Origin of the sequence: Tessaracoccus antarcticus (assembly GCF_003688855.1) — a bacterium.
Classification (GTDB): Bacteria; Actinomycetota; Actinomycetes; order Propionibacteriales; family Propionibacteriaceae; genus Arachnia; species Arachnia antarctica.
Map to the genome: position 1 here is coordinate 332,416 of NZ_REFW01000001.1, position 16,735 is coordinate 349,150.

Annotated in this window: 12 protein-coding genes; 6 read left to right on the plus strand and 6 right to left on the minus strand. The window is 68.5% G+C overall.

What is annotated here, in order from left to right:
- Positions 1 to 24 precede the first annotated feature (24 nt).
- The 5 genes from EAX62_RS01500 to EAX62_RS01520 are packed head-to-tail and all read left to right on the plus strand — an operon-like array spanning position 25 to position 6,533.
- Positions 25 to 1,167 carry an ADP-ribosylglycohydrolase family protein gene (locus tag EAX62_RS01500; protein ID WP_199711056.1) on the plus strand — a complete coding sequence of 381 codons (1,143 nt, stop codon included), beginning with the start codon at positions 25 to 27 and terminating at the stop codon, positions 1,165 to 1,167.
- Complete coding sequence (locus EAX62_RS01505) at positions 1,164 to 2,573, plus strand: ADP-ribosylglycohydrolase family protein (RefSeq protein ID WP_121899912.1); 1,410 nt, start codon at positions 1,164 to 1,166, stop codon at positions 2,571 to 2,573. Before EAX62_RS01500 ends, EAX62_RS01505 begins: the two co-directional genes overlap by 4 nt.
- Positions 2,570 to 4,504 carry an SUMF1/EgtB/PvdO family nonheme iron enzyme gene (locus tag EAX62_RS01510; protein WP_121899913.1) on the plus strand — a complete coding sequence of 645 codons (1,935 nt, stop codon included), beginning with the start codon at positions 2,570 to 2,572 and terminating at the stop codon, positions 4,502 to 4,504. The genes EAX62_RS01505 and EAX62_RS01510 overlap by 4 nt, the downstream gene beginning before the upstream one ends.
- Complete coding sequence (locus EAX62_RS01515; RefSeq protein WP_121899914.1) at positions 4,501 to 5,703, plus strand: CaiB/BaiF CoA transferase family protein; 1,203 nt, start codon at positions 4,501 to 4,503, stop codon at positions 5,701 to 5,703. The genes EAX62_RS01510 and EAX62_RS01515 overlap by 4 nt, the downstream gene beginning before the upstream one ends.
- Entirely contained in the window at positions 5,700 to 6,533 is an 834-nt protein-coding gene (locus EAX62_RS01520) for an HpcH/HpaI aldolase/citrate lyase family protein (protein WP_121899915.1), read from the plus strand. Before EAX62_RS01515 ends, EAX62_RS01520 begins: the two co-directional genes overlap by 4 nt.
- Here EAX62_RS01520 and EAX62_RS01525 read toward each other — a convergent pair.
- The 6 genes from EAX62_RS01525 to EAX62_RS01550 all read right to left on the minus strand — a co-directional run bounded on the left by EAX62_RS01525 (position 6,526) and on the right by EAX62_RS01550 (position 15,675).
- Positions 6,526 to 9,291, minus strand: a complete 2,766-nt coding sequence (locus EAX62_RS01525; protein ID WP_158600453.1) for an alpha/beta hydrolase-fold protein — start codon at positions 9,289 to 9,291, stop codon at positions 6,526 to 6,528. The genes EAX62_RS01520 and EAX62_RS01525 overlap by 8 nt on opposite strands.
- Positions 9,292 to 9,505: 214 nt before the next feature.
- Positions 9,506 to 11,176: a hypothetical protein gene (locus tag EAX62_RS01530; protein WP_199711057.1), complete on the minus strand. Its 1,671-nt coding sequence runs from the start codon at positions 11,174 to 11,176 to the stop codon at positions 9,506 to 9,508.
- A 60-nt stretch (positions 11,177 to 11,236) separates the two neighbouring features.
- On the minus strand, positions 11,237 to 12,655 hold the full coding sequence (locus tag EAX62_RS01535; RefSeq protein WP_199711058.1) for a YlbE family protein: 1,419 nt from the start codon (positions 12,653 to 12,655) through the stop codon (positions 11,237 to 11,239).
- Positions 12,652 to 14,211, minus strand: coding sequence for an acyl-CoA synthetase FdrA (fdrA, locus tag EAX62_RS01540; RefSeq protein ID WP_121899917.1), 1,560 nt, complete (start codon positions 14,209 to 14,211; stop codon positions 12,652 to 12,654). Before fdrA ends, EAX62_RS01535 begins: the two co-directional genes overlap by 4 nt.
- Entirely contained in the window at positions 14,211 to 15,065 is an 855-nt protein-coding gene (locus EAX62_RS01545) for an oxamate carbamoyltransferase subunit AllH family protein (RefSeq protein WP_158600455.1), read from the minus strand. Before EAX62_RS01545 ends, fdrA begins: the two co-directional genes overlap by 1 nt.
- Before the next feature lie 4 nt (positions 15,066 to 15,069).
- Positions 15,070 to 15,675, minus strand: a complete 606-nt coding sequence (locus EAX62_RS01550) for an ankyrin repeat domain-containing protein (protein WP_121899919.1) — start codon at positions 15,673 to 15,675, stop codon at positions 15,070 to 15,072.
- Between the two features lie 63 nt (positions 15,676 to 15,738).
- Here EAX62_RS01550 and EAX62_RS01555 point away from each other — a divergent pair, with 63 nt between their 5' ends.
- The gene (locus tag EAX62_RS01555) at positions 15,739 to 16,686 is read left to right on the plus strand and encodes a carbamate kinase (RefSeq protein ID WP_121899920.1); all 948 of its coding nucleotides are present in this window, start codon (positions 15,739 to 15,741) and stop codon (positions 16,684 to 16,686) included.
- The last annotated feature ends 49 nt before the right edge of the window (positions 16,687 to 16,735 follow it).

A 16,735-nucleotide genomic window follows, 5' to 3' on the forward strand; every position in this document is an offset into this window, starting at 1 on the left:
AGTGGGGACGAAGAGAGGATCAGCGTGAACACAGAATTTCTTGCCCGTGCAGAGGCGGTTGTGGTGGGCGTGGCCGTGGCCGATGCACTGGGTGGTGCCACCGAAGGATGGACCCCGGAGCAGATCCGGCAACGCCATGGCGGGCCGGTCACCGGCATCGTCGGCCCGTACAACCGGGAATGGGCCACGGCCCGCCCCATCGCGCCGTACCACAAGGGGGACGGCCACATCACGGACGACACCCTCATGACGAACCTGCTCATCGACGTCTACGCGGAACGGCGCACCCACCTTGACGCCTACGCCATGGCTGATGGCCTCGTGCCACTGATGATCAGCAAGGTGGTGTGGATCCCGGAGCTGGAGCGGGAGACCATCCCACTCCAGCGTGTGTTTCTGGCAGAGAAGTACCTGGTCCAGCGCCTGCACTACGGACACGTCGACCCGCGCGAGGCCGGCGTCGGCAACATCGTCAACTGCGGCGCCGCCATGTACATGGCACCCGTCGGCGTGGTCAACGCAGGTGATCCGTGGGCCGCTTACGCCGAGGCCATCGACATGGCCGGTGCACACCAGCTGTCCTACGGTCGTGAAGCGGCCGGGGTCTTCGCCGGCGCCGTCGCTGCAGCACTGACGCCGGGCGCCACACCCGAGTCGGTCATCGAGGCCGCCATGGATCTTTCACACGACGGGACCCGCACGGCCATTGGGGCCGTGGTGGCGGCTGCGCGACAGGCGAAACCCGGCGACGACCTCAACGAGGTACTGCGCGCCGCGGTGGCGCCCTACGATTCCGTGGGCCCCGACTACCGCAACCAGTCCATGGAGGCCCGGCGTCCCTCGCGCATCAAGTCCATCGAGGAACTACCCGTCGCACTGGGCTTCGTTCTGGCCGCCGGGGGCGACTACCGGGAGGCTGTCCTGGGTGCCATCAACTACGGCCGGGACGCTGATTCGATCGCCGTCATGGCGGGGGCCATCTGTGCTGCCCTGCAGGGCCTGGACGGCGTGCCTGACGCATGGGTCACGGGCGTCTCCGAGGGGTCCCGCCTGGATCTGCACGCCGCCGGGAAGGTGCTGGGTGAGGTGGCAGTCGAGATCCTCCGGCGCGACGCGGACCGGGCTCGACAACGATTGAGCGCCCTGGAGAGGATGGGGATGGCGTGACCCGGCTGACCTGGGCCCACCCGGAGGACCTGCTCGCGCACGAACTGGTCGCCAGCACCGCCTTCGGCCGGGATGCAGCGGCGCTGGCCACCATCTCCGAGCGCTGGGAGTCCGCCGGTGGATCCCTGGTCCCGGCGGTGTCGGGGGCCAGTGACGAACACTCCGACCTGCGCCACCTGGCCCGCCGCCTCCTGGACGAACTGGACGCGCTCCCGGCTGTGGAGGATCCTGCGCAGCCCGAGGGCATCGAGGAGATCCTCGCCGCAGCGGATCCGCTGCCCCTGCTCGAGGGCGCGGGTGACGACTTCGACGACCGGGTTCGCGGCGGCTGGTTGGGCCGCTCCGCGGGCTGCGTCCTCGGCAAGCCCGTGGAGAAGATCCCGCGCCAGGGCATCGAGGAGATTGCACGTTTCACGGGGAACTGGCCCATCACGGGGTACTTCACAGCCGTCGGGTTGCCCGACGATGTTGCCGGCCGATGGCCGTGGAATCGGCGCAGCGCCCCGACATCCCTCGCGGAGACGATCTCCGGCATCCCCGAGGACGACGACCTGAACTTCGCACTCCTCGCACTGGCCCTGGCCGAGGGCGGGAACTTCGACACCGACGACGTCGCGACCCTGTGGCTGAACAACCTGCCCGCGGGACGGGTGTTCACGGCCGAGCGGGCCGCCTACCGCAACCTGCTGGACGCGTGGCCCACGGATGAGGTGGCCGAGCACCGCAACCCCTTCCGGGAATGGATCGGTGCCCTGATCCGCGCCGACGTCTTCGGGTGGGTGAACCCGGGCCGCCCCGTGGCCGCAGCCCGCCAGGCCTGGGTGGATGCAAGGCTGACGCATCGTCGCGCCGGGGTGTACGCCGCCATGTGGTCTGCTGCACTGTGCAGCGCCGCCGTCGTGGTGCGCGCGGACGACCCAGATCCTGTGTCGAGCGTCCTTGCCGCCGGTGTGGCCGTTGTCCCGTCCCACTCCCGGTTCGCCGCCGATGTTCGCTTCGGTGACGCCACCGCTGCCCGGGCCACCAGCCTGGAGGCAGGCCTGGATGCGCTGCATGAGCGTTTTTCCGGCATGCACTGGGTGCATGCACGCAACAATGCCGCCACCATCGCGTTCGCACTGCGCTGGGCCGCACGCGGGCCAGCCCTCGACTTCGGGGCGGGCATCGCCGCGGCGGTGGCAACCGGCTGGGACACCGACTCCACGGGGGCCACGGTCGGATCCGTCCTGGGCGCCATGGTGGGCGCGGCGCACCTGCCCCGCTCGTGGATCGCCCCCTTCGAGACGGACGGTCCCCCATCCATCTCCACCTCCATCCCGGGTTCACCGATGCAGGCCGTCGACGACCTCACCCGGCGCACCTGCGCCGTCGCGCAGCAGCGTCTGTCGCGGGGGGTGGTGCTGTGAGCTTCAACCCGCTTGTACCCCGCGAAATCGACCTGCCTCGCCCGTGGGCGCCCGGGGCGCCACTGGCCGACCTCGACGACGGCAAGATCCTGTCCGCGCCCTCCGACCGGGCGCAGTGGCACGCCTTCCGTGCCCGGATCACCGACTGGCGCGCCGATGCAAGAAAACGGCTCGGTTACGACGACGCCTTCTACCAGCGTCCCGGCTCCGCCTGGGCCGCCACCTGCTTCACGGTGGCGCAGGTCTGGCTGTGGGACGAACTCCTGTACGACTTCGACGCGGGCAGTTTCACCCCGGAAAAGCTGGTGGCGGACTTCCAGCGCTTCGGCGGCCTCGACGCCGTGGTGCTGTGGCACGCCTACCCCGTCATCGGTATCGATGACCGCAACCAGTGGGACTGGTATCGCGACGTGCCGGGCATCGTGGAGCTCGTGGCGGAACTCCACCGCCTGGGTCTGCGTGTGTTCGTCGACTACAACCCGTGGGACACGGGTACGCGCCGATCCGGGGAGGACCGGGCAGAGCTTGCCGCACTCGTGGCCCACCTGGATGCCGACGGCATCTTCCTCGACACCCTCCGTGAGGCCGATCCTGCACTGGTCGACACATTGCAGCAGGCCAAACCCGGCGTGGTGTTGGAGGGCGAGTCCAAGCTCGCCCTCGAGCGGATAGCGGACCATCACCTCTCCTGGGCGCAGTGGTTCGCCGACTCACCGGTTCCCGGGGTTCTCAAGGCCCGCTGGTTCGAGCGCCGCCACATGCAGCACCACGTCCGGCGCTGGCACCGCGACCACTCCGGCGAGCTGATCTCCGCCTGGCTGAACGGCGCGGGAGTCATGGTGTGGGAGAACGTGTTCTCCGCCTGGGTCGGCTGGAACCGGCGCGACGCCGCCACCCTTGCGCGCATGGTCACCTGGCAGCGGGCGCTGGCCGACGTCCTGGTCCGCGGCGAGTGGACACCGCTCGTCGACGTGGGCGAGCACCTCGTGGCGGGGGAATTCGTCCTGGGTGGGACCCGACTCCTGGCAGTGGCCAACACGAGCGGCAGCGACCACATGCTGGCGGTCCCCGGCGGGGATGGGGGCGCCACCAGCCTGGACCTGGTGACGGGGCAGCCGGCCCGCGCCGAGGTGTGCATCCCGGCCCACTCCATCGGTGGCATCGCCCGTGTCCGCGGCGACGTGCCACCCGAGATTGCTGCGGCGGCCGCCGCGGTGGCTGAACATCCCCACGACCCGGATGCAGCCTTCCCCCACCGCGACACCGTGCGACTCCACGGGGATGCGTTCCCCGTGGGGCCCCCGGCCTCCAGGACCGGTGTCCTCGTGCCCCCGGGGCGTCACCCACTGACGGTGCGGTACCGCATGCGCGAGACGGGGATCTACGCGGAGGCACCGTTCGTGAACGAATGGAAGCCCCTCCCACCACGTCTGCACGACCTGCGCACTCTCGAGCGGGTCGCCCACCTGGCAACGGCGGTACGGGTCTCCGCGGAGATCACCGCGGAGGAATTCCACTCATTCGTCCACCACAGTGGCTACGCGCCGCGCTGCACCCAACGCTTCGCGCCGGTTCCCGGCACGGGCCCGGCGACCGGGATGAACCTCTCGGATGCCCGCGCCTACGCCGCGTGGGTGGGCGGCAGACTCCCCACCGAGGACGAGTGGCAACTCGCCGCAGACCTTCCCGGCTGGAGCAGGGCACGGCCCGAGGTGTGGAACTGGACTGAGTCCGAGCACAGCGACGGCCGCTCGCGGTTCGTCATCCTCAAGGGCGGGAGCGCCCACGCGGCGCAGGGATCTGACTGGTACGTCGAGCCGGGCCCGCAGTCGCCGGACTTCTCGTTCAAGTTCCTGCTTCCCGGATTCGGACTGGCCCGCTCCCCCCGGATCGGGTTCCGCGTGGCCTGGGACGAGGTGGCACCCACATGACCGGGCAGGAGACTGCAGGTCCGCTCGCGGACCTTCGCGTACTCGACCTCTCCACGCTGTTCGCCGGGCCCATGGCCGCCATGCATCTGGGGGACATGGGCGCCGAGGTCATCAAGGTGGAGCATCCGCGCCGACCGGACCCCTCGCGCGGGCACGGGCCCAGCAAGGACGGCGTCAATCTGTGGTGGAAGACGCTCGGACGCAACAAGCGCACCGTGACCGCCGACCTGTCGACCAGTGGTGGACGCGAGGTGCTCCTGCGCCTCGTCGAGACGGCCGACGTCCTCATTGAGAACTTCCGTCCCGACACCCTCGAGAAGTGGGATCTCGGGCCCGATGTCCTGCATGCCAGGAACCCGCGCCTGGTCATGGCCCGGGTCACCGGTTTCGGGCAGGTGGGCCCCTACCGGCGACGCCCGGGATTCGGCACACTCGCCGAGGCCATGAGCGGGTTCGCCGCCCTCACCGGGGAGCCCGGGGGCCCACCCACGCTGCCACCGTTCGGGCTTGCCGACGGTATCGCTTCCCTTGCCACCGCGTACGCGGTGATGACAGCAGTCCATGCCCGCGACGCCTCGGGGGTGGGGCAGGTCATCGATCTGGCCATCATCGAGCCGATCCTCGCGCTGCTGGGACCTCAGATCACGCGGTGGGCGGCGTTGGGCACCGTGGCGGCCCGCACCGGGAACCGCTCGTCCAACAACGCGCCGCGCAACACCTACCGCACCCGGGACGGGAAATGGGTGGCGGTGTCCACCTCCGCGCAGTCCATCGCGGAACGGGTGATGACGCTGGTGGGACGACCCGATTTCATCAACGAGCCGTGGTTCGCCAGCGGCGCCGGGAGGGCTGCGCACGGCTCGGAACTCGACGAAGCCGTCAGTGCGTGGATCGTGGCGCGGGACCGCGTCGACGTGGTGGCGCAGTTCGAGGAGGCCCAGGCGGCCGTGGCGCCCATCTACGATGCCGCCGACATCTCCGTCGACCCCCAGTACGAGGCACTGGGCACCATCATCACGCTCCCGGACGACGATCTCGGCGAAGTCGCCATGCAGGGCCCACTGTTTCGTCTCTCCGACGGCGTCCCCCCGGTCCGCTTCACGGGCCGCGCACCGGGCGCGAACACCGACGAAGTGCTTGCCGAACTTGGGTTCAGTCCACGAGACGTCGCCCTGATGCGCCACGAAGGATCCATATGAAACCCGCGCTGACCCTCTTGTACGCACCGGCTGACCGCCCCGCCCTGGTGGCCAAGGCTTTCGCGTCCCGTGCCGATGTGGTGCTGGTCGACCTGGAGGATGCAGTCGCTGCGGGCGGCAAGGGCGACGCGAGGCAGGGGTTGCCGGAACTGATGGAGTCGTTGCTGGCCCAGCACCCGGGCCGGAGGGTACAGGTCCGCATCAACAGCATCGGCACGACATGGTTCGACGAGGACCTGGCCATGGTGGCGCGGCTGGACCGCTGCGTGGCGGTGCGGCTCCCGAAGGTCGAGTCGGACGAGGACGTCCGCACCGTCGCCGACGTGGTCGGCGACCGGGCCATCCACGCCCTGCTGGAGTCGGCACTCGGCATCGAGCACGCCTTTCGGATCGCCATGGCAGGCGTCGCCAGCATCGGGCTGGGAGAGGCGGACCTCAAGTCGAGCCTCGGCGTCGACGACGACGACGGACTGGGGTGGGCGCGTTCCCGGCTGGTCAACGCGGCCCGGGCGGCAGGTCTCGGCGCCCCCGCGATGTCCGCCTTCACTAACCTGGCCGAGCAACACGCGCTCGAGCAATCCTGCAGGGATGGTCGACGGCTGGGCTTTGTGGGCCGGGTCGCGATCCATCCGAAGCAACTCGTCGTCATCGAGCAGGCGTTCCTCCCCTCACCCGAACAGCTGGAACGGGCCGAGGAGGTGCTGGCCAGCATCGCCGGGGCCACGGCGGCCGGTCACGGCGTCGTGGTGCTGGCCGACGGCCGGTTCCTCGACGCCGCCATGGTGCGGCGCGCCGAGGAAACCGTGGCCCTGGCGGATCGGCTCACCTGAAGCGAACGATGTTGTTGACCACCCACGTCCACTCCATCGTGTAGCTGTACCCGCCACCCGGTGTCTGCGACGCCACCACGGTGCGCGTCCGGATCGAGCTGCGGCACCCGTTGCCGCCGGTGCGCGGGGTGTCGCACTCGGTGCGCCACATGCGACCGTCCGCGGAGGTCCACGCACCGGTGAAGCCCAGCGGGTTGCCGGCCCATTGTTGGCGCTTCATGCGGGGCAGGTAGGTGAGGTTGTTGAAGAACCAGCCGTTCTGCTTCATGAGCTTGCCGCCGGTCCAGCTCATCTGGGTGGCCCAGATCTCGGTGCGGCAGCGGATGGTGCGGGAGTAGTCCTCGCACTGGGTGAACCACCACCGACCATTGACGTGGTGCAGCCCTGGCGTCGAGTACAGGTCCGTCTGCCCACCGCTCGGGGCACCGTCACTCATGCTCCACGAAGGGCTCGGCGAGGTCATCGTCGTCGTCTGGCTGGGCGAGGGCATCGGGGACGTACTCGATGTGGGTGTCGGGCTCCGGGTCTCGCTGGGTGAGGTGCTCGGGGTTGGGCTCGGCGTGGGTTCCGGCCCGTCGCCGGTCCCCAACCTCACCACGAACACATCGCCCTCCCCCTTGTTGGTGGCGGTGGTGGTGGAGCCGTAGGTGAGCCCCGTGAGCACGACGTCGCCATCGCTCCCGAGCGCCACGTAGAGGTTCCCCTCGTCGTAGGTGTCGGCGCCGTCGCGTTCCGACGTGCCCACCTGACGCTGACCGAGGATGTGCCCGGAGTCGTCGATGGTGGAGGTGAACACGTCTGTGCCCCCCGCGCTGACGCCGATTCGCCCGTCGGTGTGTCCAGCAAGCGTGGCCGTCCCGGTCATGTCGACGGCGACGTCCGTGGCGCGGTCGTCACCGGGGCTGCCGACCTGGGTGCTCCAGAGCGTGTCACCCTCCGGGCTGACCTTGCGCAGGAACGCGTCGTTGCCGCCCGCAGACGCCTCACCGAGGGCACCCGAGGTGAACCCCGCCACCACCACGTTGCCGTCAGGCGTGATCGCCAGCGCGGAGACCTGGTCGTCACCGGAGGTACCGACCGGCGTGACCCACTCCCGTACCCCCTCAGACGTGTACTTGGCCAGCCAACCGTCCAGTCCGCCAAGGGACTGGGCTCCGGGCATGGCATCCGAGGCCAACCCGCCCACGTAGACGGCGCCGTCGGGTGCCTGGGCAATAGCCAGCCCCTTGTCCTCCCCCGTGCCACCGAGTTGGTCACTCCATGCAATCTCTCCTGCCGGGGTCATGAGCGCCAGGAACGCGTCCTTGTCCCCTGCGTTCGGCTGCCCGGACAGGCTCCCCTTCGTGTAGCCCGCAACCAGGAGGCCGCCCTGCACCGATGGCGCCGTGGCGTAGACCCGGTCGGCGGCCGACGGGTCACCGAACTGGGTGACCCAGGTGAGTCCCCCATCACCCGCGACGCGGGCCGCGAACCCGTCGTCACTCGCGGGCGAGGCGTGGTCGCCGTCGAGGTCGCCACGGGTGTAGCCGCCCACGTAGTGGTCGTTCCCGGGCCCCGCCTCCACGCCGTAGATGCGGTCATTCTCCGACGTCGCCAGGGACGTCGACCACACGGTGTTGCCGTCAGCGTCCCGCGAGACGACCACGCCATCAAGACCACCCTGGGGCGCGAGACCCTCGAACTCGCCCGCGACGCTGAGTGCGACGACCTCGCCGCCGTTGGCCCCGGGAACGATTCCGCCGGCGCGGTCATCGCCGACGGTGCCGAGCAGGGATCCCTCCAGAGGCTGTGGGTCGGAGGTTCGTACGTGACCCATCACGTCGGCCACACCCTCACGGAAGGCAGGGCCCCAGACGTCCCAGTCGTGCCCGCCGTTGAGGACTCGGAGTTCCGCCGTGATGGCCGGCGACCGCCGCACGGTGTTGTAGAGCCGGGCAGCTTCGAAGTCGAGGTCGTGGTCCGCGTCCGCGGGGTCGGGGTTCATCCACTCGTCGTCCCCCACGGCGATGAACAGGTGCGTCGGCGTCGCCGGGTCAAGACCGGGGAGGAGGGCTGGATAGTTCTTCTGCTCATAGATGGACTCGTCGAACACGGAGGTCCCGGAGCCGAAGGCGCCGAACTCGCGCGCCGACGAGTCTGCGGGGGGCGTGGGGATGTACACGGCGGGGCTCAAGATGATGCCTGCTGCGTAAAGATCCTGGTGGGCAAGGGTGTAGCGAAGGGCTCCGTAGCCGCCCATGGAGTATCCACCGGCGGCGCGGGCGTTGCGGCTGGCCACCGTGCGGTACGTGGTGTCCACGTAAGTCACCAGGTCCTTGGTCATGGCGGTTTCCACCTGTTGCCCAGCGGGCAGTCCCCCGCCGCCGTCGAAGTCCGAATCGACGTAGTAGCTGCCACCCTCGCTCCAGGGGGCGTCGGGCATGATCACCACGACCGGGGGGATCTCCCCGTCGGCAATCATCTCGTCGAGTGTGGACTTCACGCGCGGCCATGCCGCCATGGTGTCGCCCCGCCCGTGGAACAGGTAGAGGCTCGGGTAGCGTTCCTGCCCGGCGTCATAGCCAGCCGGCAGGTACACGTTGTAGTCGACGGCCAGACCGGCCGAGGCGGCTGGCATGCTGCTGGTCACGATGCTCCCCTCGACCACATCATCTGCTCGCGACGGGGAGGCCACCATGCCCCAGCTCGCCACCGCCAGGGTGGCGCCCAGAATCGGCATCCCCCAGCGTCGTGCACCATTGTTCTGGACCTGTGACATCGTCGTCTCCGCCCTACTGTAAACGTTTACATAACGTCCCAATCGTAGATTCCCGACGTGGAACCTGTCAAGGGTCGTCGCGGCACTCATCGGGAGCAGAGACACTGGCAGTCGACGACGCATGCACGACGGGGCGAGAGGTGAAAAAACCCGCCGCGGCGGGCCCGTCGGGGGGGAACGGGCCCGCCGCAGCGGGAGGAGAGGTGACGCGACATCAGATCCTGATGGCGGTCTCCTGGTCAGAGGTGGAGCCGGTACCGGCCACTTCAGCGGCGTTGACGTCGTCGGAATCAATCTCCACGACAACTTCGTCGGGGGCCTCATCCACGGGCATGTCGACGGCTTCCCGGTTCTTCGGATCCGTGAGCCACTTGAGGAGGAACACCCCGGCAACCATCAGGTAGGCAACCATCACCGTCATCGTCGTGCCGTTGCCCCAGCCCACCGAGGCGGCGTGGATGAATCCGAAACCGGAGATCAGTCCCGCGATGACGGCCGTGACCGCACCCGCGATGGGCTGGTTGCGGATGGCGAAGATGGCGATACAACCCCAGATCAGCGACGCCAGTGGGGCACCGTTTCCCAGATGTATCAGCCCCTCCCACTCGACACCGGCCGCCGTGAGCGCCTCCGATCCCACCTCCCCCGGAGTGGTGCCTGCCGCCTTCAAGACGTTGCCGACCAGCGTGAGGGCCCAGTTGCCGATCCATGGGAACAGCGCCACGAAGATCACAGGCACCTCCACTCGTGGCGTTTCCCTCACCACCTGATTGGCGGTGACGATGCCGATGTAGACGAGGATCGGCGCCACGGCCGAGATCGGGATGATCGCGAGCAACAGTCCGCCGAGTGTGAACAGGCCGAAGATCAGCATGCTGAAACCGGAGGCCACGGAGTAGCCCAGGCGGGCGCCCAGCGCCTTCCAGCCCACGTGTCCGACGTAGACGGTGACCGGGAAGGGGTTGCCGAATGCCGCGCCGATGAGCGACGTGATGCCGTTGCCGAGCATCACCGAACGTGTCTTGTAGGGGTCACCTGCGGCGTGTGCCGACTCGATGTTCTCAAGGTCGAAGACATAGTTCGCCAGGCCGAGCGGCAGGGCCGAGGCGAGGTACGGCAGCGCGTTGGGCAGTCCGTCCAGGAAGTTGGTGACGTGAAGCGTCGGGACCTGGAACCCGGCCTGCTGGACCGCTGTCGAAATCGCCTCCGTGGACTGGAGGCCGAAGGCCCACGCCAGACCGGAACCGGCGATCAGCAGGAGGAGGCCGGTGGGGATCTTCTTGAACAACGGCTTGCGGCCGAACCAGTTGATGAAGATGAGCGTGAGGACCACGAAACCGACCACCGGGGCGGAGAACGCCTGCAGCATCGGGTTCATGGCCAACAGCAGCAGCCCCAGACCCGCGAGGCAGGACAGGAGCACCGTGCGGGGGATGAGGCGGCGCAGCGCGTCACCGACGAAGGACCCCACGATGAGGATCGACGCTTCCAGCACGCACCAGACGAGCCCGATGCCCAGGGCGAACTCTGCGTTCTGGGTGGTCTGGTAGACGGGCATCAGGACGAGGAACGTCACCGCGAAGATCGACGGCGCGCTGGGCCCGGACGGCAGTACCGTGACGTCGGTGCGACCGGTGGACTTGGCCATCCGGTACGCCAGGAACGTGTACCAGGCGCTGGCCACGAAGATGGCAAGCCCGAAGGCCGGTGCGATCCGCCCCAGGACCATCTCGGAAGGCAGTCCCACGACCACCGTCAGGAGGGCAATCATCGTGAGCAGGTTGGTCAGGTTGTTGACGAGGAGCCCGAAGTAGGCGGCCCAGTCCCCCTTTGCCCAGAACTGAGGTGTGAAGGTGGTGGCGTTGACTGTTGTGGCAGTGGCCATGACGGGGGAACCCTTTGTGGATGGGAGGTGGGCGCCAGCGTCGGCGCCCACCTGGGTCGGTCAGAAAGAGGCAGCCAGCGCGAGCGTGGCTTCGTGGAACGCTTCGAGCGGCGGGTGGGTGAGGCCAGCGCCGATCATGCCGATGCCCGCCTCCTTGTGTGCGATGGCGGTGTTGATGACGGGCAGCACGCCGGTCTCCTCCACCTTCCGCACGTCAATGCCCGTGGCGACCCCCCTGAACCCCAGAATCGGGATGGTCAGGTTGGGGTTGGTGGCTGTGGTGATCTGCATCATGGAGCGTGAGTACTCGATGGCCTCCGACACGGTGCCGCCGACGAGCGGGACGATGGCGGGGGCGCAGGCCATGGCGAAGCCGCCGATGCCGTAGGTCTCGGTGATGGCCGAGTCGCCAATGTCCAGGCCCTTGTCCGCGACGGTGAAGCCCGCGAACAGGGGACCCTCCACGAACTGTGCAGGCCCGATGAACCACTGGTCGCCGGTGCCGGCCACGCGGATGCCGAAGTCGACGCCGTTGCGGCACATGGCCACCACGACGGTGGAGTCCTTGATGCCCTTGGCGGAATCCAGCGCAGCCTTGGATGCGGCCATCCATGTGGGCCCGGAGAAGTACTCCGAGCTCAGTACGAAGTTGAAGACGTCCTGCTGGTCCTTCGTCGAGAACGACGAGTTCAGGATGTGGGGAGTCAGCGCCTGGATCAGCAGTGCGGTGCCGGCGTTGTTGCGGTTGTGCGCCTCGTCACCCATGTGGAGGGCCTGCGCCAGCATCATGCGCAGGTCGATCTCCTTGGCGGAGATCATGGCTTCACGCAGGATGGGGCCGAGCACGTCGCGCATCCAGATCAGGCGGTCGATGACACTCTGGTCGTTGGCGCCCATCCGCAGGATCTTGGCGAGCTGCTCCGACAGGTTCGTGAAGGCCCGGTTGCCGTAGGGGCGGTTCTCCACGATGTGCATGAACATCGACGCGGATGTGACGCCCGCCATCGAGCCCACGCAGTCGTGCTCGTGGCACGGGGAGAACGTGATCGTGCCGGAGCGGGCGACGACGTCGGCCTCTTCGATGTCAGCCGCAAGGCCCTCGAAGACCAGGGCGCCGGTGACGGCACCCTTCATGGCGCCGGCCATGCGCTCGTACTCGATGGGCGGGCCGGCGTGCAGGATGGTGGTCTTCGTCATGCCGGGCACCACCTCCAGCGCAGGCGCGAAGCCCACGAGGACCGGCTGCGAACCGATGATGCGCTCCAGCGCCTCAGCGTTGGCAGCCTCGATGCGCGCGGCGATGTCGGGCTGCGACAGGGTCGTCAGGGCGGCGACGATGTCCGGCCGGCCACCACCGGGCGGGCTCCACTCGAGGTGGGTGACGGGTGCACCCTGCGTGGCGATGTCCTCGGCGAACATGGCTGCGCCGACGCTGATGACGGACAGCGGACGGCTGAACAGGTCGGTGATGGGGCTCATGCCAGGTCTCCCTTCGAGACGAATTCGCGGGCAAGCAGGCCCGTGTTGGTGGAGGAGGACGCCCACGTGACGTCGACCTCGGCAAGCTTGGCGACCTGGTCGTCGATGTCCTGGGAGTCGGCATCGGTGCCCAGGATGTAGGCGAGGATCTCCAGGTGGCGGCCCTCGGAGGCGGCCAGCGCCTTGGCCTCACGGAACGCGGGCATCATGACGCCGACGGGGTCGGGGTTGGAGCCGTAGCCCAGCACGAAGTCAAGAACGATGACGCCCACCTCGGGATCCTTCGCCTCCTCCATGAACCGCGCGATGCGGTTGGAGGGGTCGATCATGGGGTGGGGCTTGCCGTTGGTGAACTCGTCCTCGCCGAAGTCGAGGAACGTGTGGGCGCGCGACGGGTCGGTGCCACCCAGCTTGAACTCGGCCTCCTTGCGGATGTTGGAGTACACGTCGTCGTACTTCTCCATGGCGAGGAACATGGCCTCGTCGCAGATGGTGCCGCCGCAGTAGAGGGCGCGGATGTACCTTGCTTCCGGAGTCAGCTTGCCGCGGACCTCCTCGATGAGGGGCCAGTTGAGGGAGTGCAGGTCCAGGTCCTCCTCGCGGATGCCGGTCAGCTTGACGGCCTCCAGCGCGGCTGGCTTCGTGCGGTCGAAGAAGGGGATGCCACGCTGCTCGGCGGCGGCACGGATGTCTTCGCCGGCACCCAGGAAGCAGGCCACCGACGGCTTGTCGGACGCGGCCAGGCGGTCCAGCACGATGGCGGCAACCTCGGCTGCGGGGGGCTTGGAGATGACGACGATGACGTCGGTGCCGGGGTCGGCGTCGAGGGCGGCGATGCCGTCGAGCATCATGATGCCGCCCACCTCCTTGCTGAGGTCGCGGCCACCGGTGCCGAGCAGCTGCGAGATGCCGCCGCCGAAGTCGTGGATGCGGACACTCATCTCCTGCGAGCCGGTACCGGAGGCGCCGACGATGCCGATGCGGCCTCGGCGGACCTCGTTGGCGAAGCACAGCGAGATGCCGTTCAGGATGGCGGTGCCGCAGTCGGGACCCATCATCAGGAGGCCCTTCTCGTGGGCCTTGTTCTTCAGCGCGATCTCGTCATCCAGCGACACGTTGTCGGAGAACAACATGACGTTCAGGCCGCTGTCGAGGGCGGAGTGCGCCTCCCGGGCCGCGAAGGCGCCGTTCACGGAGATGACCGCCATGTTGGCCTCCGTACGGGCCTCGGCCGCGCTGGCGAGGGTGTGGTACGTCACGGAGTCAGGCGAATCCGCGGCAGGCTTGCGGTCCAGGAGGGCGACGAGCCCCTCGAGGGCGGCGTCGGCCGACTCCTCGTCAGAGGTGACGACGATCAGGACCAGGTCGCCGGGGGTGGCGTCCCGGATCTCCGCGGTGATGAGTCCCTGGTTGGTGAGGATCTCCTTGTTCATGGGCGTTGCCATGGCTGCCACGGCGTTGGTGACACCGTCCAGGGCGTTGGCCTTCGTGGAGATCGACATCAACGACACGGAGTCGATGTAGGTGTTCTTCTTGACAAGAGTCCGAGTGGACATCAACAATCCCGACTTTCTTGGTGGAGGCGGACAGCGGTGAGCAGACCCAGTGCGAGGTCCGCTCCGGACGTGTGACCGATGGCTTTGACGTCGGCCACCAGGTGGTCCGGGTCGTCGGTGGAGGCTCCGCAGAGCCAGGAGTAGAGCTCTTCAAGGGGTTGGACTGCACGTCCGCGCAGGGCGCAGCGCAGTGCCGTCAGTGACAGATCGTTGGTGGGTCCGGCCTCGACGACGTCGGCGACGGCACGGTGCAGCACGTCGAGACGGCCACCGAGACGGGCAGCGACGAACCCCGCCCCCGTGAGGACGTCGTCGCCGGTGGGGGTCAGGCCGATGCCGAGTCCGGCGAGGGAGAAGGCGGCGCGGTGGGTTGCTTCGTCGTCACCGGCGAGCACGCCGCCACGCAGCGACGCAATACCCGCCCTGACACGCAGCGCAACGGCCTTCTCGAAGGCGGTGGCGCCCAGCAGGCTGTGGGGTGTCCCCATCAACGCATCGAGTTGCTCGACCCGCTCAAGGTCGGGCGTGCCGCACGTCGGGGGGTCCTCCCAGGCCGGGGTGGCGGCCAGGATGATGACCAGGGACTCCCCCACGCGCAGGGTGTGGCCGTCGCCCACCACGCGGTCGCCGGAGGCGATGCCGTAGTGGTCCATCCGGTCCAGACCCAACTGGAGCGAGCGTGGCCCCCGCGGCACGGAGGCGCTGGTGAGGCACAGGAGTTCGGGCTGCTCGGTGGAGACGTTGATGACGGAACGGAAGGCCGAGTGGACCTGTCCTTGGACGGGGTTGCGCAGGCTGGCGAGCACCTCGCGGTCGCCCACCACCGCCGTCGTATGCAACACCGTGCCGCCCATTGCGTCAGCCCTGGGCTGCCGTGAGGAGGTCGGCGATCTCGGTGAAGCCCTTGTCCCGGGCATGCTCTAGCGGGCTGACGCCCCACTGGTCAACCATGGTGGGGTCGGCGCCGGCGTCCAGGAGCAGCGCGACGATTTCCTGCTGCACGGGGCCGCCGTCCTGGAGGATGATGGCCTCCAGCAGGGGCGTCCACCCGCAGATGTTGGTGAGGTTGACGTTGACGTCAGTCTCCTCGGCGAGGTACCGGACCACGTCCACGTGGCCCTTCTCTGCCGGGGGGTGGATCCCGGCTCCGCCGAAGCGGGTCACCAGTGTGAGGTCGGTTCCAGCCTCGACCGTCATGCGGACGAGTTCCAGGTCACCGGAGATGCAGCCCCACAGGAACGGGTTCAGGGAGATGTTGTCCTGCGCGTTGAGGTCGGCCCCGGCCTCGATGAGTGCAGCCACCACGTCGTGGCGCTGCGCCTTGGCCGCGATGAGGACGGCGGTGCGTCCCACCGTGTCGGTGGCGTTCAGGTCACGACCGGCCAATCCGCCGACGATCTCCTCCAACGGTGCCGTTGCTGCCAGGCTCGGCCACTCATGGGCCTTCTGGGGAGCTGTCCTCATGTTCGATACCTCTTTGTCTCTTACAATCCGTAGTTACTCTGCGACATATGGTATACCACATACATGAGAATCGTGTTGGCCCTCGGCGGTAACGCCCTCACCGGGCCCAAAGAATCCGTCCAGCCTGCCCATCAGATCGCCGCCGTCGAAGCTGCGACGCCGCAGATCGCCGCCCTTGTTGCCGAGGGCCACCAGGTCCTGCTGTCCCACGGCAACGGCCCCCAGGTGGGCAACATCCTGTCCAAGAACGACATCGCCAGCCCGGTGCTGTCGCCCGTCCCCCTCGACTGGTGCGTCGCCAACACCCAGGGCTCCATCGGCTTCATCCTGCTCAACGCCCTCGATGCGTCCCTGTCCAGGGCCGGCCTCAGCACCCGCGCCACCGTGGTGGTCTCGCGCACCGTCGTCGACCCGGAAGACCCCGCCTTCTCGAAGTTCACCAAGCCCATCGGTCGTTTCGTGGGCGCGGAGATCGCTGCGCGACTGGGACTGTCCGGGCAGCACTTCGTGGACAGCGGCGAGCAGGGGTGGCGTCGTGTGGTGGCCAGCCCGCAGCCGCTGGAGATCGCCGAGGCGCCCGCCATCGCGGCGCTGCTGGACGCGGGCTTCCTCGTGGTGGCCGGCGGCGGGGGCGGCATCCCCGTCATCCGCGTCGGTGAGCATGAGCTCAAGGGCGTGGAGGCGGTCATCGACAAGGACCTCAACTCCGTCCTGCTCGCCGACCAGATCGACGCCGAGGTGCTCGTCCTGGCCACCAACGTCGACAACGCCTGGCTCGACTGGGGCACCGACAAGGCGCGGGCGCTCGGTGTCGTCCCGGTCACGGAGATGCGCGGCCACCTGTCTGACGGCCAGTTCCCGCCAGGGTCCATGGGGCCCAAGGTGGAGGCCATCTGCCGCTTCGTCGAGACCACCGGTGGCAGGGGCATCATCACCAACCTGGACAGCATCACCGAGGCCATCGACGGCAAGGCCGGCACCGTCGTGGTCCCGGACGACACCCAGGCCTGAGCAACCACACGACTCATCCGGTGCAGCGGGCCCGTCGACGACATCAGGT

Excerpts from the sequence above, each read along its gene's own strand:
- EAX62_RS01515 (WP_121899914.1), top strand. The coding sequence starts at position 4,501 with ATGACCGGGCAGGAGACTGCAGGTCCGCTCGCGGACCTTCGCGTACTC.
- EAX62_RS01520 (WP_121899915.1), top strand. The coding sequence starts at position 5,700 with ATGAAACCCGCGCTGACCCTCTTGTACGCACCGGCTGACCGCCCCGCC.
- EAX62_RS01525 (WP_158600453.1), bottom strand. The coding sequence starts at position 9,291 with ATGTCACAGGTCCAGAACAATGGTGCACGACGCTGGGGGATGCCGATT.
- EAX62_RS01530 (WP_199711057.1), bottom strand. The coding sequence starts at position 11,176 with ATGGCCACTGCCACAACAGTCAACGCCACCACCTTCACACCTCAGTTC.
- EAX62_RS01535 (WP_199711058.1), bottom strand. The coding sequence starts at position 12,655 with ATGAGCCCCATCACCGACCTGTTCAGCCGTCCGCTGTCCGTCATCAGC.
- fdrA (WP_121899917.1), bottom strand. The coding sequence starts at position 14,211 with ATGTCCACTCGGACTCTTGTCAAGAAGAACACCTACATCGACTCCGTG.
- EAX62_RS01545 (WP_158600455.1), bottom strand. The coding sequence starts at position 15,065 with ATGGGCGGCACGGTGTTGCATACGACGGCGGTGGTGGGCGACCGCGAG.
- EAX62_RS01550 (WP_121899919.1), bottom strand. The coding sequence starts at position 15,675 with ATGAGGACAGCTCCCCAGAAGGCCCATGAGTGGCCGAGCCTGGCAGCA.
- EAX62_RS01555 (WP_121899920.1), top strand. The coding sequence starts at position 15,739 with ATGAGAATCGTGTTGGCCCTCGGCGGTAACGCCCTCACCGGGCCCAAA.